Annotated in this window: 18 protein-coding genes and 1 pseudogene; 13 read left to right on the forward strand and 6 right to left on the reverse strand. The window is 33.0% G+C overall.

The annotated features are described in order from the left end of the window. Window positions 1–10: 10 nt before the first annotated feature. Entirely contained in the window at window positions 11–952 is a 942-nt protein-coding gene (locus tag KA858_RS07950) for a magnesium transporter CorA family protein (protein ID WP_210135391.1), read from the reverse strand. Window positions 953–983: 31 nt separating this feature from the next. Further along, complete coding sequence (locus tag KA858_RS07955) at window positions 984–1,598, reverse strand: TetR/AcrR family transcriptional regulator (protein WP_210135392.1); 615 nt, start codon at window positions 1,596–1,598, stop codon at window positions 984–986. Window positions 1,599–1,763: 165 nt separating this feature from the next. Between KA858_RS07955 and KA858_RS07960 the strand changes: the two genes are divergently transcribed. The 8 genes from KA858_RS07960 to KA858_RS07995 all read left to right on the forward strand — a co-directional run bounded on the left by KA858_RS07960 (window position 1,764) and on the right by KA858_RS07995 (window position 9,662). Beyond that, the gene (locus tag KA858_RS07960) at window positions 1,764–3,041 is read left to right on the forward strand and encodes a YhgE/Pip domain-containing protein (protein ID WP_210135393.1); all 1,278 of its coding nucleotides are present in this window, start codon (window positions 1,764–1,766) and stop codon (window positions 3,039–3,041) included. Window positions 3,042–3,201: 160 nt separating this feature from the next. Then, window positions 3,202–3,630, forward strand: a complete 429-nt coding sequence (locus KA858_RS07965; protein ID WP_210135394.1) for a MarR family winged helix-turn-helix transcriptional regulator — start codon at window positions 3,202–3,204, stop codon at window positions 3,628–3,630. 112 nt (window positions 3,631–3,742) lie between these two features. Next, window positions 3,743–5,098, forward strand: a complete 1,356-nt coding sequence (locus KA858_RS07970; RefSeq protein ID WP_210135395.1) for an MATE family efflux transporter — start codon at window positions 3,743–3,745, stop codon at window positions 5,096–5,098. A gap of 415 nt (window positions 5,099–5,513) precedes the next feature. After that, window positions 5,514–6,761, forward strand: a complete 1,248-nt coding sequence (locus KA858_RS07975; RefSeq protein WP_210135396.1) for a copper resistance protein CopC — start codon at window positions 5,514–5,516, stop codon at window positions 6,759–6,761. Window positions 6,762–6,775: 14 nt separating this feature from the next. Further along, window positions 6,776–7,387 (forward strand): YcnI family protein, encoded by a 612-nt coding sequence (locus KA858_RS07980; protein WP_210135397.1) that lies wholly within the window; start codon window positions 6,776–6,778, stop codon window positions 7,385–7,387. 207 nt (window positions 7,388–7,594) lie between these two features. Then, window positions 7,595–8,011 (forward strand): DUF2871 domain-containing protein, encoded by a 417-nt coding sequence (locus KA858_RS07985; RefSeq protein WP_107629020.1) that lies wholly within the window; start codon window positions 7,595–7,597, stop codon window positions 8,009–8,011. 196 nt (window positions 8,012–8,207) lie between these two features. Next, window positions 8,208–9,239 carry an NAD(P)/FAD-dependent oxidoreductase gene (locus KA858_RS07990; RefSeq protein WP_053028662.1) on the forward strand — a complete coding sequence of 344 codons (1,032 nt, stop codon included), beginning with the start codon at window positions 8,208–8,210 and terminating at the stop codon, window positions 9,237–9,239. A 21-nt stretch (window positions 9,240–9,260) separates the two neighbouring features. Continuing rightward, window positions 9,261–9,662: a GNAT family N-acetyltransferase gene (locus KA858_RS07995; RefSeq protein ID WP_075108086.1), complete on the forward strand. Its 402-nt coding sequence runs from the start codon at window positions 9,261–9,263 to the stop codon at window positions 9,660–9,662. A gap of 56 nt (window positions 9,663–9,718) precedes the next feature. Here KA858_RS07995 and KA858_RS08000 read toward each other — a convergent pair whose 3' ends face one another. Next, window positions 9,719–10,714: an acrylyl-CoA reductase family protein gene (locus KA858_RS08000; protein ID WP_210135398.1), complete on the reverse strand. Its 996-nt coding sequence runs from the start codon at window positions 10,712–10,714 to the stop codon at window positions 9,719–9,721. A gap of 333 nt (window positions 10,715–11,047) precedes the next feature. On the opposite strand from KA858_RS08000, the pseudogene efeO reads away from it, so the two are divergent. From efeO to KA858_RS08015, 3 genes and pseudogenes are all read left to right on the forward strand, one after another. Beyond that, a pseudogene (gene efeO, locus KA858_RS08005) lies at window positions 11,048–11,907 on the forward strand (iron uptake system protein EfeO). Continuing rightward, window positions 11,904–13,130, forward strand: coding sequence for an iron uptake transporter deferrochelatase/peroxidase subunit (gene efeB / locus KA858_RS08010; RefSeq protein ID WP_210135399.1), 1,227 nt, complete (start codon window positions 11,904–11,906; stop codon window positions 13,128–13,130). The pseudogene efeO and the gene efeB overlap by 4 nt, the downstream one beginning before the upstream one ends. After that, window positions 13,111–14,856, forward strand: a complete 1,746-nt coding sequence (locus KA858_RS08015; RefSeq protein WP_210135400.1) for an FTR1 family iron permease — start codon at window positions 13,111–13,113, stop codon at window positions 14,854–14,856. The genes efeB and KA858_RS08015 overlap by 20 nt, the downstream gene beginning before the upstream one ends. A 66-nt stretch (window positions 14,857–14,922) precedes the next feature. Here KA858_RS08015 and tatC read toward each other — a convergent pair whose 3' ends face one another. Further along, window positions 14,923–15,678 (reverse strand): twin-arginine translocase subunit TatC, encoded by a 756-nt coding sequence (gene tatC, locus KA858_RS08020; RefSeq protein ID WP_210135401.1) that lies wholly within the window; start codon window positions 15,676–15,678, stop codon window positions 14,923–14,925. Next, window positions 15,620–15,853, reverse strand: coding sequence for a twin-arginine translocase TatA/TatE family subunit (locus KA858_RS08025; RefSeq protein WP_107629235.1), 234 nt, complete (start codon window positions 15,851–15,853; stop codon window positions 15,620–15,622). Before KA858_RS08025 ends, tatC begins: the two co-directional genes overlap by 59 nt. Before the next feature lie 161 nt (window positions 15,854–16,014). Between KA858_RS08025 and KA858_RS08030 the strand changes: the two genes are divergently transcribed. Next, window positions 16,015–16,530, forward strand: a complete 516-nt coding sequence (locus KA858_RS08030) for a GNAT family N-acetyltransferase (RefSeq protein ID WP_210135402.1) — start codon at window positions 16,015–16,017, stop codon at window positions 16,528–16,530. A gap of 76 nt (window positions 16,531–16,606) precedes the next feature. Here the strand turns inward: KA858_RS08030 and KA858_RS08035 are convergent, their stop codons facing one another. Beyond that, the gene (locus tag KA858_RS08035; RefSeq protein ID WP_210135403.1) at window positions 16,607–18,295 is read right to left on the reverse strand and encodes a CDP-glycerol glycerophosphotransferase family protein; all 1,689 of its coding nucleotides are present in this window, start codon (window positions 18,293–18,295) and stop codon (window positions 16,607–16,609) included. A gap of 375 nt (window positions 18,296–18,670) precedes the next feature. Here KA858_RS08035 and KA858_RS08040 point away from each other — a divergent pair, with 375 nt between their 5' ends. Then, window positions 18,671–20,272 (forward strand): L-lactate permease, encoded by a 1,602-nt coding sequence (locus tag KA858_RS08040; RefSeq protein ID WP_210135404.1) that lies wholly within the window; start codon window positions 18,671–18,673, stop codon window positions 20,270–20,272. The last annotated feature ends 334 nt before the right edge of the window (window positions 20,273–20,606 follow it).

The raw sequence follows: 20,606 nt of genomic DNA on the forward strand, positions 1-20,606 counted from the left end.
TTTTGTGTTGTTATAATTTTTGTTTTCGCCATAAAAAGATACTCACAATTGTAACAAGTATAAGTGAAATACCTACAATAAATAGCCATGATGTATAGCTTTTTTCATCGAGTGGAAGTGGGACATTCATCCCGAAGAAACTAAAGACAAGCGTTGGTAAAGTGAGTAATACTGTAAAGAGCGTAAGTGTCTTCATAATATTATTCATTTCGTTTGATAATAATGAAGAATATGACGTTGTGATACTCTCCAGAATTCCCGTATATAATTCTGTCGTTTCAATCGCTTGGTTGTTCTCAATCACTAAATCTTCCAATAAATCTTCGTCTTCATCAAAGCGTTTGATGGCAGGTAATCTGAATAATTTTTTTATGATAGTGTCATTACCTTTTAAAGCGGCAAGGAAGTAAACCAAACTTTTTTCAACTTCCATTAATTTATATAATTGTTTATTTGTAATGTTATTTTTTAACTCTCGCTCAATTCGGATTCGCGATTTATTTAAGAGTCGTAAATTTCTGTTGTAGTGGTTTGAAATTGTTAATAAGATATCCAATGCAAAACGACTATGGAAATTTAAATTCACATTATCTTGTCGCACATAATTTTCTAAAAATTCATTTTCAGCGTCACAGATTGTTAAAATGAGTCCTTTTCCAATAACAATACCTAATGGAATGGTAACGAATGATAAGACGCGACGATTGGTTGAACTGACGATGGGTAAGTCAATAATGATAAGTGAGTAACCTGTGTCATCATCATATTCGATACGTGCACTTTCATCCGCATCTAATGGATCTCGGATAAAATCTTCAGGTAAGTTATACGTTTCTATTAATTGTTCAATTTCTTCTCTATCAGGTTCTACAACATTAATCCATGATGCAGAGTGGTCTAAAGTCGTTTCAACGATGTCATTGTTTGTTGAATGTTTATATGCAGTTAGCATGGTTAATGATTCCTTTCATATTCATTTAGTCTCAGTTGGATTGAGTACGTTCATAATGATTTTGAATCATAATACGTAGCGGCCCATTATAAATGATATTAAAAATATGTTTGGTTAACTCATTTACAGAGAGTCGATGATCATCCTGTACCCAATATTTGATAATTGAAATGGTAGCACCTGAAACATAACTATGAAAATACATTTCGGGAATACCATCAATCTCATGATTAATACTAATATATTTTTGCATATTTTCTTGCATTAAGGAATGAATTTTTTCTTCAAGTCTACTTTTACGTTCAAGTTGAAGAATTGTATGATAAAACTCCATGTTATCAGAGATATGTTGTAATACCTTAGTCAAAACATTATTTATAAAATCTTCAGCGGTATTTTCTGGTGAACTAACATCGAGTTGATTAAATTGAGTCGATGTCCAAATTTGGGATATACATTCATCTTCCATATCAGTTAATAACATGTATTTATCTTCATAATGTAAGTAAAATGTACCACGATTAATATCTGCTTGATCTGAAATATCTTGAACAGTAATTTTGTCGAGGTCTTTACGCTTTAAAAGGTCAGTAAAAGCACGCTTAATTGCTGACTTCGTCTTTCGTATTCTCCTATCTTCTTTCATAAAATATCGATCTCCTAATAATAAATAGACAAAAATGTACAATCTGTTCAATAACAAACGGTATTTGAATAATTGATTATTGTTTATTTTTGACTATCTCATTATAATTTACAAAGTATTAAATATTCAACACATTGTTCAATAAATTGTAGGAGGTTAGATTTCATGAATATTTTTAAAAGCAAACTATTATGGCTTGCACCTATTGCAGCGATATTATTATTAGTTATTTTTTCTTTGGCATTTTATCCAGCGTTTAATCCAAAACCAAAACAATTACCAATAGCCGTTGTAAACAATGATAAAGGTGTAGACATTCAAGGTAATAAAGTAAATATCGGGAAAAAAATTGAAGATAAATTAATGGATAGTGATTCTGATACAGTTAAATGGGTTAAAGTTGATAAAGAATCAGATATTAAAAAAGGTCTTAAAGATGAAGAATACTATGGGGTAGCTATTTTTAATAAAGACTTTTCTAAAAATGCAATGAGTAAAACACAAAAAGTAGTGATGGATAGTAAAAAGGCAGAAATGAAAGAAAAAGTTGAATCAGGTGAAATGCCTGCAGCTGCCGTTCAACAAATGCAACAAAAAATGGGTAACCAAAAAGTTGATGTGAAACAAGCAACATTTAAAACGATTGTAAATAAAGGTGCAAGCATGCAAGCAGCTACGATTACTGGTAAAGTGCTTGATGGCATGGGTGATAACTTGAATAAACAAATTACATCACAAAGTCTTAGCACATTAGAAAAGCAAGATGTAAAAGTGAGCGCATCAGATATTAAAGGTATCACTAACCCTGTTAAAGTGGATAATCAAGAGCTAAATAAAGTTAAAGACCATCAAGGTGGCGGTAATGCACCGTTCTTAATGTTCATGCCAGTATGGATGGGATCACTTGTAACATCTGTATTATTATTCTTTGCTTTCAGAACAAGTAATAACTTTAAAATTCAACACAGAATTATCGCATCATTAGGGCAAATGTTATTAGCTGTAATCACAGCATTTGCTGCAAGTTTCGCTTATGTGTACTTCATGCATGGTGTATTAGGATTTGATTTCAATCATACAAATCGAGTAGCACTCTTCTTAGCTATTTCAATACTTGGATTTATCGGATTAATTCTAGGTATTATGGTCTGGTTAGGAATGAAATCTATTCCAATCTTTGTCATTTTAATGTTCTTTAGTATGCAATTAGTCACATTACCTAAAGAAATGCTACCTAAAGCATATCAAGGTTGGGTTTATAAAATTGATCCATTCACACATTATACAAATACCCTTAGAGAAATTATCTACATGGGTAGTCATATTGAAATGAATGCAACGATGTGGATGATGATAGGATTTATTATTTTTGGTGCAGTTTCTAGTTTAACTGCAGCTATCGTAAGAAAACATAGTAATAAACGTACTGAAATTCCATCATAGGAATGTAGTTATTTGTCTCAAATTTGACATGAACGTGCTAAATTTGAGGCTTTTTTGAAAATAAAAATAAACTGAAAATTTAAACTTTAATATATCGGTTGACTATGATAAGAATCGGCGTATTATATTCGTTAGACATCTAACGAAATGGAGTGAGACGATGGAGGCTACCTATCAATATTTAGTCAGAATGTTGGCGCATGAGATGAAACATTACGCTGATCGGAAACTAGATGAGTATAATGTCACACAAGAACAAAGTCATACGTTAGGTTATATCTACAGACATAAAGACCAAGGCATAACACAAAATGAATTATTAAAGACATTTAAACGAAAAGGGTCAACGGTAAGTTCAATACTTAAAGGTCTGGAGAATAAAGGACTTATTTATAGGATGGTAGATCCTGAGGATTCCAGACGTAAGAATTTAAAATTAACTAAAGAAGGAACGCAACTGGTTGAATCTTTTGTCAGCATCTTCGACGATATTGAAAGTATACTTGTCAAAGATTTTGATGAGAATGAAAAGCAACAACTTAAAAGATTATTTGAACGCATGCTGAATAATATTAAAACAGAAAATTGATTATTAAAGCTAGCTGAAATTTAAAGTAATGTTGGAATAGCAGCTAGCAATTATTTTGGAAATATAGTTAGATATCTAATTATTAGATATCTAATATAAGGAGATTATGGGAATGAAAGACGAACAATTATATTACTTTGAGAAAGCATCTATATTTAAAGCGATGATGCATTTCTCATTACCGATGATGATAGGCTCATTATTAAGTGTGATTTACGGTATCTTAAATGTATACTTTATTGGCTTTTTAGATAATAGCCACATGATTTCAGCGATATCTTTAACATTACCTATATTTGCAGTACTCATGGCATTTGGTAATTTATTTGGTGTAGGAGGCGGGACTTACATATCACGTTTACTTGGTGCGAAAGACTACACTAAAAGTCATTATGTAAGTAGCTTCTCAATATATAGTAGTTTTGTATTGGGACTTGTTATTGCTATCATAACGCTACCATTTACGGACCAAATTGCTAGTATACTTGGTGCCAGTGGTGAAACGTTAAACTATACGAGTGACTATTTAAAAATTGAATTTTTAAGTACACCGTTTGTTATTTTATTTTTTGTTTTAGAGCAATTTGCTAGAGCAATCGGTAAACCAATTATTTCGATGATTGGTATGCTTTCAAGTGTTGGCATAAATATCATCTTAGATCCAATTTTGATTTTTGGATTACATTTAGATGTCGTCGGTGCAGCATTAGGTACTGCTATTTCAAACGTGGTTGCAGCAATCTTTTTCATTGTTTACTTTTCTAGAAAAAATGAAACGTTATCACTCAATATTAAACATGCCAAACCGACTAAAGCGATGATGCAAGAAATATTTAAAATTGGTATACCTGCATTCTTAATGGTTGTCTTGATGGGCGTAACAGGTTTGGTCGTGAATTTATTCTTGGCAACGTATGGTAACTATGCCATCGCAAGTTACGGTATCTCATTTAGACTCGTTCAATTTCCTGAATTAATTATTATGGGGCTTTCCGAAGGTGTTGTACCTCTCATCGCGTACAATTTCGTAGCGAATAAAACAAGAATGAAAGATACAATTAAAGTAGTCATCATGTCTATTGCAGTTATATTTGCCGTATGTATGACTGTCGTTCTTTTAGCTGGTCATACCATCGTTCAATTGTTCAGTACAGACCCACAAATTGTCGTCTTAGCTACATTTATCTTAAAAGTTACTATGACATCATTACTTCTAAATGGTATTGGTTTCTTATTTACAGGTATGTTGCAAGCTACAGGACAGGGTCGCGGTGCTACGATTATGGCCATCGCACAAGGGACAGTTATTATTCCAGTTCTATTTGTTTTAAATAGTTTATTTGGATTAGCTGGTGTCATTTGGTCGTTATTAATCGCTGAAACAGTTTGTGCTTTGTTAGCAATGTTTATTGTGTATGCCTTAAGAAATCGATTAACAGTAGATACAGCATCTTTAATTGAAGATTAATAAAATGACTAAAAGATTAACAATATAAATTCAAGTGCATAAAACGATTTATAATGAAGATTTAGTTTGAAATTTGAGTTAATAGAAGTCTAGTAATAAGGAGGGAGTGGGACAGAATGCTTTTAAAATTCGTCGTCCGCTCCCATCTTGCTTTACTTGTGGCATTTCTTAGTGACATTCTCTTTGCTGGGGCCCACTCGGAAGGATGACTAGAAGTGAGAAAAGCTTGCTTAAAGCGCCTTTTCAGTTCAGTCAGCTACTGTGAATTTCTAAAATGGCATCATTATATTTTTTATGTCCGGGCCATTTCCTGTCTTTATTTTGGATAAAAAGTGACAAATTAGAATAATTATTGTTAAATAGCACACATTATTTTATTATAAGTGAATGAGCAAAATTTTATGGGAGGATGGCAATGGTGAATTTACAACGAAGTTCTAAAGTAGCTTTGGCATTGGTAATGATGTTTTTATTATTGTTAATTCCAACACTTCAAAATGTCGCATCTGCGCATGCAACTTTGGAAAAAACAACACCACCACAAAATGGGGTGATATCAAAGCAACCTGATGCTATAGAGTTAACATTTAATGAGCCAGTGAATGCTGAATATTCGGGAATCACATTATACAATGATAAAGGGGATAAAGTAGGCGATATAGATCCTACTACAACGGGACATTCCAAAACGCTCTCATTTCCAACTGATAAAGTTCAACATGGTACACAGCAAATAGAATGGCATACCGTATCCACTGATGGGCATGAGATTAGCGATCGATTTGAATTTTCAGTAGGTGAAAAGACAGCAAGTGGTGTCGATACATCTCCAGCCTTTTATGAAACACCTGATTTCTGGTTTGGTCTATTTAGATACATAGCGGAAGGTGCAACAATCATACTTGTAGGGCTATATTGGTTGAATGGTATTGCACGTCGTAATAATTTATCAACATTTGATGTTTTTCCTAGACATATTGCAGTATCTTTAATCATGATGATGGCCTATTTAATGTCGCTTATACTCTATTTAATGACATTATCTTCAGATGTGCTAGATGACATATTATCACTTCAACCTAGCGTGATAACGCAATTTCCATATATATTAAGTGCCATAGCGTTAATCGTATTAAGTGGCTTATTCGTCTTAAGAAATATGGAGAAATCATGGTATTGGATGATTTCTATTGCTATGATTTTAGCAATGAGTATGTCAGGTCATGCATGGTCACAAAGTGTGCCATTATGGTCAATTATACTTAGAACACTTCATTTAACAGGCATCAGTTTATGGTTAGGCGCACTATGTTATTTATTAATTTCAGTATTTACACGTAAGAAAGACGCTGTAGATTTATTACGTGAAATATTGTTTAAAGTTAATGCTGCAGCAGTAGGGATTATCATTATTTCAGGCGTGTTAATGTCTATTGATCAAACAAAGATTTTATCAATTTGGACAAATATGCAAACGTGGACGGTATTCTTATTAGTTAAAGTCATTGGTACGTTCATCATGATGATACTAGGATTATTGCAAACAACACGTGCACTTAACAAACGTCATAGAGTCAATAAATCTTCACTTATTATAGAAGTTGTCATTGGTATTGTGCTTATTTTGATCGGCGTAATTATGAGTCAAATTAGTATTCCATAAAAAGGAGAAAAAAGATGATTAAAAAATTATTAGCGACAAGTTTCATATTCTTTTTTGCACTAGGTTTCTTTAAAGTAGCAGACGCACACGTCACTTTGAATCCTAAAGCAGTGGATCCTGAATCCTATGAAAAAGTAGATGTAAGAGTGCCAGTAGAACAAAAAGATCATACTGAAAAAGTGGAATTAGAAGTTCCAAAAGAAGTACAAGTTGTTAATATTCAACCAGTGGATGGTTATAAACATAAAATAGATAAAGATAAAAAAGGTAATATCACTAAAATTACTTGGACAGCTAAAGGTAAAGGGATTGGTCCTGATGAATTTATGGATTTCCCAATTGTTGTAGCTAGTCCTAAAGATGAAGGCAAGTATGAATTTAAAGCCATTCAAACTTATGATAATGATGATAAAGTCAAATGGACTGGTAAAGAAGATAGTGAACACCCAGCGCCAACGTTAGAAGTTAAAAAGAATGCTAATGCAGTAGAAACGAAAGATGAAAAATCACAAGATACTGCTAATGCGCAACAATCTTCAGGTGGTTCAATTGCTTTATGGATCGTTTCAATTATTGCCATTATATTATCATTAGTAGCATTATTTAAACATTCAAGAAATAAATAATGTTAAGTGAGTCAAGGACAAAAGGATACTTAGTCAATTTAAAGTAACTAACTAAACACTTAAGCGCGTTACTTTAAAATTTGTCTGTTCTAGTCCCGCTCCCTAAACGCTACTGCACTGACAATGATGTAACGCAATATTGCATATATTGTCACTTTAAAGTTGATGATAATAAATTATAATATTAGTGTGAGGGAGGCATTATTTATGCGACGATTATTATATGCGTTTTTAGTCTACATGATTTTAGGACTCATTAGTGGGTTCTACTATAGAGAGTTGACAAAAGCACATGATTTTACGGGCGATACACAATTATCTATTGTACATACGCATACACTTATTTTAGGTATGTTTATGTTTTTAATTCTTATACCACTAGAGAAGGTATTCAAATTAAGTAGTTATTACTTATTTAACTGGTTCTACTATGTTTATAACATCAGTGTCATTGTAACGATTGGTATGATGGTAACGAAAGGCACTTTCCAAGTATTAGGAAAAAGCTTTTCCCCGGAAGCATTTGCTGGGTTTGCCGGTATCGGTCATACAGGTATGCTAGCCGGATTATTATTATTATTTTTCTTAATTCGACAAGCCGCCTTAAAAGAACCAAGAGATTAATTGATAATAGGGAGACTTTTCATATAAATAGCACGTGAGTGTTATGTATGAAAAGTCTTTTTTATAAATAAAGTATTGTTACGATGATTTGAAAATATGATTTTCTTCAATAATATATGCACATATTGTATAATATAGGCAAAATAATGATAATTATTATCATTTGAAAAGGGACACAATCTTGGGAGGATAAATGATGCAAGATGTAACAATTATTGGAGGCGGACCTGCTGGGTTATTTGCAAGTTTCTATGCGGGACTACGAGGTATGTCAGTGCGAATTATTGACGTGCAAGATAAACTAGGTGGTAAAATGCAAATCTATCCAGAAAAGATTATTTGGGATATTGGTGGCGTCGCTCCGAAACCATGCTTTGAGATTATTAAAGACTTGATCGACCAAGGATTACATTTTAACCCTAAAGTGAATTTAAATGAACGTGTCACAGATATACGTAAAATAGCCGAAAGACATTTTGAAGTTGAAACAGATCGTGGACACATCTATGAATCAAAATCTGTCATATTTGCAGTTGGTGGTGGCATAATTAATCCGAAACCACTTCAAATTAAAGATGCTGAACGGTACCGTTTAACGAATTTACATTATGTTGTTCAATCATTTTCTAAATTTAAAGGTAAAGATATATTGATTTCTGGTGGTGGTAACACGGCTTTAGACTGGGCAAGAGATTTAGCAAATATCGCCAATTCAATTACATTAGTTTATAGAAAGTCAGATATTAAAGGGTACGAAGCGATGATTCAAGTCCTTGAATCATTAAATGTGACATTAATGCCTAAAACACAAATTAAAGCGTTAATTGGTGATAATCAATGTGAATGTATCAAAGAAGTGACACTTGAGAATAGTGAGACTGGTGAAGTAATCACTCGAGCTTTTGACGACGTTATTATTAGTCATGGCTTTGATCATGAGAATCCACTATTAACAGATTGTACATCTAAACTTGATTTGTATGATGACTATCGTGTTAAAGGGTTTGGTAATACAACAACGAGTATTCCTGGCATCTTTGCTTGTGGCGATATCGTACACCATGATGCTAAAGTGCATCTTATCGCAAGTGCTTTTAGTGATGCTGGAAATGCAGCGAATCTAGCTAAAACGTATATTGACCCTGATGCATACAAAGAAGGATATGTTTCAAGTCATAATGACGTATTTAAAGAATCCAATAAGGCTGTTATTAAACAATATTTATAAAATTAACCAAGGGGGAAGACGATGATTAGATATTCTCATGAAGCACCAGAAGCTGAGGCGTATTGTCATTTAAGAGTTAAGGCAGGTATGAGCCCAAAGTCAATAGCTGCAGCGCGCAAAGGATTACCTAATAGTTGTTTTAATATTACCATTTATGATGACCAACAACTGATAGGCATGGGCAGAGTCATTGGTGATGGTGGAACGGCATTTCAAATTGTAGATATAGCCGTCGATCCAGACTATCAAGGCCAAGGCTGTGGCAGAATCATATTAGAGCAAATTATGTCATATTTACATTCCGTCGCTGAAAAGGGGACTTACGTTAGTTTGATTGCGGATTACCCAGCCGATCAACTCTATAAAAAATTCGGGTTTACATCAACAGAGCCAAAATCAGGTGGTATGTATATCGTATTTTAATTATGAAAATCACTAGGACGAATCAAATCATACTTGATTGTCCTAGTGTTTGTTTTTTATGCATTAAAATCGATGATAATACGACCAAAATTGTCATGATTTAATACGGTTTCAATCGCTTCTGGTAATTCTGAAAATGTGATGATTTGCTTAATATCATGTAGTTGATTAGATTTTAAGTCCGTCGCTAAACGTCTCCAAACACGCTCACGGAGTTTCATAGGTGTAAATACAGAATCAATTCCGACAAGGCTGACACCTCTCAAAATAAATGGATAAACAGTTGCATCAAATGACACACCACCGGTTAACCCAATCAATGCGACACCACCATTATTATTGATACGTTTTGTGACATAAGGTGTACCATTTCCGCCGATTGGATCAATGGCAGCTTGCCAAGTTCTCGAACCAAGTGGCTTATCATCGTTTTGTGTAATACGATCAATAATCTCATTTGCCCCCAAGGTTTCTAATTTATCTATAGCATGCTTATTACCAGTACTAGCAACAACGTGATATCCTAAATTAGATAACATCAGAACAGCTAATGCACCAACACCACCAGATGCCCCACGTACAAGGACTTTACCGCCTTCTAATGTCATAAAACCAGCTTTTTCTAATTTCTCAATTGCTAATCCAGCTGTATAACCTGCGGTACCATAAATCATAGCCTCTTCTAACGACAGATTGTCAGGTAATTGAACGACCCAATCGGATTTTACACGTGCATATTCACTGAAACCACCATAATGATTGACACCTAAATCATAGCTTGTAACAATCACTTCTTCGCCTTCATCAATTGTTGGATCCTCTGATTTTACTACAACGCCTGCTAAATCGATACCAGGTACCATCGGGTATGATTTTAAAATTTGATTATTATCTGTTGTAGCTAAGGCATCCTTATAATTAATTCCAGAATAATGAACTTTGATTAAGACGTCACCTTCTGGTAAATCATCCATAGTTATTTGAGTAAAGTCAGGTTTCACACTTCCATCTTCATTTTTATCTACTATAAAAGCTTTAAATTGTTCTTTCATATTATGTGACTCCTTTATATTAAACTTCATAAGTATATAATACCCGCATCTCAATTGTTCTATACTTTCTCTTAGTTAAATGAGTAAAGATTAATAACTTAAAAAATAAAAAAAATTTAAGTTAAAATTGTATTTGAATTGTTGTTGACACATCAAGGGGGTAAATCTATAATAAATTTGATAATGATTATCAATTGAAAATTATAAGTGTTTATATGAATATAAAAGACGTTATAACCATGATTGTGAGTTGGTGTTAAATATAGCGTAAGGTTACCAACACGAATCATCTTCAAATGATAATCGCCTAAACTATATTGAGGTGAATACATAATGAAAAAATTACCAACTATTTTACTCGCATCATCGTTACTTTTAGCTGCTTGGGCAATAATGGTCACAGTGACGACAGTAGCAAAGACAAGCAGTCACAAAGCAGTAAAGGTGAGAACAAAGCTGCTTTACAAAAGGCTACCAAAGAATATGAAAAATATACGGATGGCCAACTTGATAAATTCTTAGAAGGCACAGAAAAATTTGTTGCGGCAATTAAAGCAGATGATATGGATAAAGCTAAAGCATTATATCCTAAAGTGCGTATGTATTATGAAAGATCAGAACCTGTCGCAGAAGCTTTTGGTGATTTAGATCCTAAGATTGATGCGCGTTTAGCAGATATGAAAGAAGAGAAAAAAGAAGATCAATGGACAGGCTATCATAAAATTGAAAAGTCACTTTATCAAGACAATAAAATAGATGAAACAACTAAAAAAGATGCTGATCAATTATTAAAAGATGCTAAAGAATTAGATGCGAAAGCAGATACTTTAGATATTACACCTAAATTAATGCTACAAGGTTCAGTTGATTTATTAAATGAAGTTTCAACTTCTAAAATAACTGGGGAAGAAGAAATTTATTCTCATACCGATTTATATGATTTCAAAGCAAATATTGAAGGCGCACAAAAGATCTATGAATTATTCAAACCAGAATTGGATAAAAAAGATAAAAAATTAAGTTCAGACATTCAAAAGAATTTCGATAAAGTTAATCAATTGCTAGATAAGTATAAAGATGGCGACGGTTATAAAGACTATAGTGCAGTAACCAAAGAAGATAGAAAAGCATTATCAGATGCTGTCAATTCACTTGGTGAACCACTAAGTAAAATGGCTGTGGTTACAGAATGAGTAATGTAGATGATAAACAAAATGACCAAGTTTCCCGCCGTTCATTCTTAAAAATGCTTGGTATAGGTGGCGCCGGTGTTGTGATTGGTGCTAGTGGCGCAGGTAGTATCCTTTCATTTAAATCGATGTTCGATACACCTGAGAATGAAGACAAAGATGCTTTCGAATTTTATGGTCGTGTACAAGCAGGTATCACAACGCCAACTCAAAAAAATTGTAACTTTGTCGCATTAGATTTAAAAACAAAAGATAAAAATGCAATTAAAGATATGTTTAAAAAATGGACGCAAATGTCAGTAAACATGACAGATGGTGCGCCAGCTGCTAAAGATAGTCAGAACGAATTATTACCACCCGTAGATACTGGCGAATCAATAGGATTAGGGGCTAGTAAATTAACATTAACGTTTGGTATTTGTAAATCATTTCTAAAGAAAATCGGTATGTCATCTAAAATCCCAGCAGGATTTAAGGACTTACCACATTTTCCAAATGACCAGTTAGATGATGAGTACAGTGATGGCGATATCATGATTCAAGCATGTTCAAACGATCCACAAGTTACTTTTCATGCAATTCACAACTTGATTCGACCATTTAGAGATGTAGTTAAAATGAAGTGGTCTCAGAATGGCTTTGTATCTGGAAAGCTTGAAGAAACACCAAGGAATTTAATGGCATTTAAAGATGGTACAGTGAATCCACGAAAAAATGAGGAACTTAAAAAGTATGTGTTTATCGATGATGGATGGGCTAAAAATGGTACATATTGTATTATTCGTCGTATTCAAATTCATATTGAAACTTGGGACCGAACGTCATTAGAAGAACAAGAAGCAACATTTGGTCGTAAACGTGCATCAGGTGCACCATTAACTGGAAAAAAAGAATTCGACAATATTGATTTAGATGCGAAAGATAGCAGTGGCCAATATGTTATCGATCCTAATGCGCACGCGCGTCTAGCACGTGAAGTTAAAACATCAATTAAACGTCGTGCCTATAATTATAATGATGGAACAAATGCGAAAACTGGCGCGTTAGAAACAGGCTTAATGTTCATTTGTTTCCAAAAATCAACACAACAGTTTATAGATATTCAAAATAATTTAGGTCATAGTGATAAGCTAAATGAATATATTACACATCGAGGTTCTGCATCCTTCCTTGTATTGCCAGGTGTCAAAAAGGGAGGTTACATCGGTGAAACCTTATTTAATTAAATTAATCGCTGTGTTAATCCTTATTCTCACCGTTATTAGAACGGTTCCACTACATCAAGTTAGTGCTGCAGATGATAGTAAAATCAGTGATGTGTATGTGGCGATAACTGATGCAAAATCAACGATAGAAGATAAAGGTAAGAGCAATCAAGAAAAGCAAAATGCACTCGCTGATATTAAAGAAAAAGTGAAATCTTTAAATATTAAAGATAACAAAGAAGGTAAAGACGTAAAGTCAAAATTAGAAGCGGTCGATAAAGCATCTTCAACTGAAGCGAAAGCTGACAAACTTTCTGATTTAACAAAATCATTAATCGCTTATGAAGAAGCAGTCTCTACGAAAGATATTAGCGGTGAAATTAAAACATTAAAGCAACAAGTTGATGCTAAAGATGAACCAATCAAGAAGGCGATTAAACATAAAAATGATGCCGAATTACAATCAATTAATAATAGTTTGAATCAAATTTGGACAACACATGAAACTGCCATCAGAAATTATGACGAAGGTAAATACGGTCAAATTGAAGTTAATTTAATGCAGTTACGTGTTGCGATTCAAAAAGAACCATTAGATACTAAAAAAGTAGACAATGCTTGGACAACATTCAAAACAAGTATTGATACAGTGGATCAAAAACAATCTAGCGCAGATAATGGAAAATATAAAGTAACACAACTTAATGATGAGTTAGACAAAGCGATTAAAGGGATAGAAGATAATCACTTAGATCAAACTGATGCAGCATTATCTAAATTTGTTCAAATTTGGCCGTATGTAGAGGGTAAAATTCAAACTAAAAATGGCACATTATATACGACAATTGAAGATAAGATACCTTATTACCAAAGTATTTTAGATCAAAGCAATAAAGATCGCGTTAAAGAAGGCTTACAAGATATTAATAAAGATATTAAAGACACTGTTGGTCAAGAAGGCTATACATTTGTAGATGTCATGATCATCTTCTTACGTGAAGGATTAGAAGTATTGTTAGTCATTATGACATTAACGACTATGACACGCAATGTTAAGGACAATAAAGGTACAGCTAGTGTTATTGGTGGCGCGATATTGGGATTAATTCTAAGTATTACTTTAGCCGTAGTCTTCATTCAAACGCTTGGAAATAATGGTTTATTACGTGAAGGCATGGAAGCTACACTTGGCATTATTGCAGTTATTTTAATGTATGTGGTTGGTATTTGGATGCATAGACGTTCAAGTGCTAAACGTTGGAATGACATGATTCAAAATATGTACCAAAATGCGATAAGTAATGGCAACCTAGTATTGTTAGGTACAATTGGTTTGATTTCTGTTTTGCGTGAAGGTGTAGAAGTTATCATTTTCTATATGGGTATGATAGGTAGCATTACGACGATGGATTTCGTGATTGGTATTGCATTAGCGATTGTTATATTGATCATTTTTGCATTACTATTTAGATTCATAGTCAAACTTATACCTATTTATTACATCTTTAGAGTGCTTTCGATTTTGATTTTTGTAATGGCATTTAAAATGCTTGGTGTAAGTATTCAAAAACTTCAATTGTTAGGAACATTACCACAACATGGCATTGAAGGCTTACCTACAATTGGTTTTATAGGATTTTATCCTAATGTTGAGTCAATTGTAGCGCAATTAATCTACATTATATTGATTGTGTTCTTCATTTTCAAAAATCGTCAGCACAAACAAAATAATTCTGAGCATCATTAAGATATATTAATAATCAAATAAAACCTCAAGTCTTGTATGTATCAAGGGCTTGAGGTTTATTTGTGTTTAGGCGCGATGTGATAGTCTGGCAATAAGCATACTAAACTCAAACAGGATGATTAGTGGTAGTGTTAAGAGTAAATTTAAAGTGATGTCTGGCGGTGCGATAATACTCGCTATTACAAAGCAACCAAAATAAATATACTTACGATAGTGCTTAAGTGCTTTTACATCTATTAAATCAAATTTAGCAAGTCCCATAAATAACGTAGGAAGTTGAAATAAAATGCCAAAAATGAGTAGCCATCGTATTAATTCATGTAAGTAAGCCTTAAATCCAATAACTGGTTCAATGCTTAAAATGGCAGATAATGTCAAAGAGAAATTAATAATCAATGGAAAGCCTATAAAAAACGCAAAAGCAACTCCAATGATAAATAATAACGCACACCATAAACTGTATTTAATGATAAAGCCACGTTCATACGCATGAAGTCCTGGTGCAATAAACGCCCACAATTGGTAAAACACAATGGGTATGATTAAACATAACGCCACAAAAAAGATAATCATAATGTAAATTTGAATCATTTCTGTAAAAGAAAAGGCATGTAATGTTACGTGTGCGCGTTTAATATAATGTATAAATGGTTTCATCCACCAATGTGATGAAATATATACAATGATTGTTGCAACAATAAAGGCGATAAACACTTTGACGAGACGAGATCGTAATTCATCAAAGTGTCCTAAAAGCGTATTGCTATTTTGTATGTTCTCGTTGTTGTTTAGATTCTTTACTGGGCGTATCGTGACTTTCATCTGTATCTATATTTTCTGCAGCGGACTTAAATTCTTTCAAAGTACTACCAATTGCTCGGCCAAATTGTGGTAACTTTTTAGGCCCAAATATAATCAAAGCAATGATGCTAATCACAACTAAACTGGTTGGTCCTGTAATTCCTAATACAAACATGTTTATAACCTCACTCATCATATATAATAATATCATCTTTACTTTATACTCATTGATAAATATTATCAATAGGAATTTTCGCCGTTCACAAATTAAACGAATTTATTGAATAGCGAGACGATTATAGGGAAAATTTATACAATAAAAATACGTAATTCATGATGAATGAGGGGGATTGAATGATGACAGAACAAATAACGATGATTCAAGGTACAGATGTTAGTGATTTAAGACAAATTGCAGAAACTACGTTTTACGATACATTTGAGGGTGAATACACTGAGGATGATTTCGAACAATTTTTTAAGAAAAGTTATAACGAAACTGTATTATTAAATGAATTGAATAATCCTAATTCGTTTCATTACTTTTATAAAGTAGATAATCAAATTGCTGGATATTTGAAGCTTAATATTGGTGACGCGCAAACAGAAACAATGGGTGAGGACTATTTAGAAATTCAAAGGATTTACTTCTATAAAACCTATCAAGGTGGAGGAAGAGGGCACACATTTATCCAACTGGCACTCGATAAAGCTCGAGAACTCAGTAAAAGTAAAGATTGGTTAGGTGTGTGGGAACACAATCAACAAGCATTGTCATTTTATAAGAAACATGGATTCAAAGTGACTGGGCAACATGAATTTATAACTGGTGATGTCGTTGATATAGATTTAATCATGGAAAGAAAGGTTTAGCATAGCATTTGTTGAAACTAGATAAGGGAGTGGGACGACGAATTTAAAAGAATTCTGTCCCACTCCCTTATCATACTTATTTATGATTAATGATATCTCGCATCAATTGCGTTAATTTTTTTAACGACATATTATTATCGTTTACGAGTGGATGGTTAGAAATATCAGTTAATGAATGATGTATTAAATTATTGTGCAATAATGCCTCATCCGTATACCAAACTTTAGCTAAACTATTCATAACATCATCATATACACCACGTTCTTGTTGATAAGCCGCATGGTTTGGTGTATAAAGGCATACCTTTTTGCCAATCGTTAAAGCATCAAAGATAATCGAAGAATAATCGGTAATTACAACATCCGATATTAATAATAAATCTTGTGTTTCAATATGACTTGGTGCTTCAATTGCACCTTCAGGAAGGATCATATCATCTTCAACATGACCTTTGAAAATAACATGGTATGCTTCCAATAATTCTGGAGAGATGGTCATTAATTCTGTAGCATCTTTATCTGCATGCCACGTAGGTGCATATAATAAAATTGGCTTTGTTCGATCCACATTTAAGGCATCTTTAATTTTCTTCTGATGATTTTTATCATTTTGATAGTGGCATAAATAACTTATTCTTGGATAACCATATGAAATCAGTTCCGTATGTTGATTTGGAAATGCCGTTTCAAATAAGCCCGTAGCTGCCTCGGAATCTGTTAAAAGGTAGTCTTGTTTTAGCCATTTATTATATTTACGTGCCTTATAATTGTAGATATTTTTATTTTGGTCTGGTTCTTTGCTATCTAAGAAGAGCTTTTTGATTGGTGTTCCATGCCATAATTGAATCACAGTGCCATTTGGTTTAAATTCATCGGGCATATAACTTTCAATAACGACAATTTTGGCAGTTTCTATTAATTCTTTATTATTTTCTGCATCGGTAGGTAAGAAGTATGGTCCACGTCGATCATTTGTGATGAAATAAGCTTCAGTAGTAGGGTTTCTCTTCACAAAATAATTGAATAAATATTTAGAGTTACCTCTATAACCATAATCAAATCCTAAAAACACAACATGATTTTTAACTTTTGAAGGATCTTTATCATATACATAGCTTAGATTACGATGCTTTTTTAATGCATGATTTTGCATCTTTCTATAAATCCATTTGGGTAATTTAAATTTAGTAGTGATAAGCCAACTATCTACAAAGCGCATTTCATCTTCTTTACCCGGATATTTAAACTTAGAATATGGAATAGGATGTCCATGAATATAGGCTAATTTATTTAAATCAAAGTGATTAATTTTTTTAATATCAAATGTATCTAAGGAGTTCCAAAATGCATTACTTGTCGGACATTCATGAATAAAATTAAAAACGACATGATTATCAATATCGATTTCATCTTTCAAAACAGTAACGACGGCTAAATCCATAATAGAATGGATATCATATTTAGATAAATGGAATAAAGCACGTTCAATATTGAAAATGATATTAGGGTAATGATTGATATTTTTCATCCATGATAAAAAAGTTAATGTATCATCGCCAAAATAGCGACAGTCATTTAAATATAAGTCATTTAACGTATAGTCTACTGCGATTGAATTATGTGTTGCAGCTACAGCTTCCAACATATCATGATTGATTTTAATATCATTTGAATAAGGAATGAAATGTGAATAACCAGCTGATTTCGCTTTGTTTAGTTGTAATGCAAGATGGCGCATATTTGAAATATTTATTTGTTTAATCATCATACATTGTCCTTTAACTCTTAAATTTCTTAAATATATTTTACCATGTGACTAAGAAAAATTCATATTTACAAAAATGGCATCATTGATTAATTAAAAAGTTTGGGAAATTTTGTTGAAAAAAGAGGATTTTTAATTTGTTAAAAATTTAACAAAAATTTTATAAAAAGTACTATATAGTATTGTCATTTAAGTGGAAAGATGGTATATTTTTATTGTGAAAAAGTTCACAAGACTTAAATTTGTGAAATCTAGCATGATTAACTTGTCGACAAACTAATTAACCTTATAACAGTTAGAAATATGCTCACATTTCAATTGTTAAATCGCTAGAATGTTCATTAATACAAACTAAAGGAAAGAAGAGTCAAAATTATGTTAGTTCAAACATTTGATCCATTTGATAATTTGGTATTATCTAGCTTAATCGCAGCAGTACCTATTATTCTATTCTTATTATGCTTAACTGTATTTAAAATGAAAGGTATTTACGCTGCAATCACAACTTTGGTTGTTACATTATTTATTGCCATCCCGTTCTTTAAATTACCACTTGGTATTGCAACAGGTGGCGTTGTAGAAGGTTTCTATCAAGGTATTATACCTATTGGTTATATTGTCATGATGGCAGTATTACTTTACAAAATCACTCAAGAATCTGGACAATTTAATACGATTCAAGATAGTATTACAAGTATTTCACAAGACCAACGTATCCAATTATTATTAATTGGTTTTGCGTTCAATGCGTTTTTAGAAGGTGCAGCTGGATTTGGTGTACCAATCGCAATTTGTGCGTTATTACTTGCTCAACTAGGATTTAGACCATTACAAGCTGCAATGTTATGTTTAGTAGCTAATGCTGCTTCAGGTGCTTTTGGTGCCATCGGAATTCCAGTTGGTGTGGTAGATACACTTCACTTACCAGGTGGCGTTCATGCAATGGGTGTATCACAAACATCTACATTAACATTAGCAATTATTAACTTCTTTATACCATTCTTACTTATCTTTATCATTGATGGTTTAAAAGGTGTTAAAGAAACATTACCAGCTATCTTAGTTGTATCAGTAACTTATACATTATTGCAAGGATTATTAACAGTGTTCAACGGACCTGAATTAGCTGATATCATCCCACCATTAGTAACAATGGGTGCTTTAGCTTTATTCTCAAGAAAATTCCAACCAAAACATATTTTCAGAGTGCAAAAAGATGTGGAACCTGAGCCGGCGAAACACCATAATGCAAAAGAAATTATGTATGCATGGAGTCCATTCGTTATCTTAACAATTGTAGTTATGATTTGGAGTGCACCATTCTTTAAAAACTTATTCTTACCAAACGGTAAATTATCAGCATTAGTGCTTAACTTCACTTTACCAGGTACATTTAGTGAAGTGGCTAATAAATCAATCATGTTAAGTTTCAATTTCATTGGACAAACAGGTACAGCGATTTTAATCACAATCATTATCACAGTGTTAATGGCTAAGAAAGTAAGTTTCGGAGATGCAGGACGTTTATTTGGTGTCACATTTAAAGAATTATGGTTGCCAGTATTAACAATTTGTTTCATTCTTGCTATCTCTAAAATCACTACATATGGTGGTTTAAGTGCAGCAATGGGTCAAGGTATTGCTAAAACTGGAAATGTCTTCCCAGTATTATCTCCTATCTTAGGATGGATTGGTGTATTTATGACTGGATCAGTGGTTAATAACAACTCATTATTCGCACCAATTCAAGCATCAGTTGCACAACAAATTGGTACAAGCGGTTCATTACTCGTAGCTTCAAATACAGTGGGTGGTGTAGCAGCGAAATTAATTTCACCTCAATCAATAGCAATCGCGACTGCTGCTGTTAAAGAAGTAGGTAAAGAATCAGAATTACTTAAAATGACATTACGTTACAGTGTTGGATTATTAATCTTCATCTGTATTTGGACATTTATCTTATCTCTAATTCTGTAATCAATATAAATGAGTGCTTATAAATAGAGTTCTTATGAAGATGAGAGCGGCACATAATTCCTAGAAAAATAGCCAGTAAATGAGTTTTAACAAATTCATTTACTGGCTTCTTTATTGTATAAAAAACAGTCTGAGACAAAAATAATATAATAATGCTATTTAGCAAATTCGCAGTAGCTGACTGAACTGAGAAGGCACTTAAATCAAGCTTTTCTCAGTTCTAGTCACCCTTGCGGGCGGGGCCCCAACAAAGAGAATTTCACTAAGAAATTCTACAAGCAAAGCAAGTTGGGAGTCGGGGCCCCAACAAAGAGAATTTCACTAAGAAATTCTA

Origin of the sequence: Staphylococcus sp. GDX8P80P (genome assembly GCF_017893095.1) — a bacterium.
In the GTDB taxonomy this organism is placed as follows: Bacteria; Bacillota; Bacilli; order Staphylococcales; family Staphylococcaceae; genus Staphylococcus; species Staphylococcus borealis.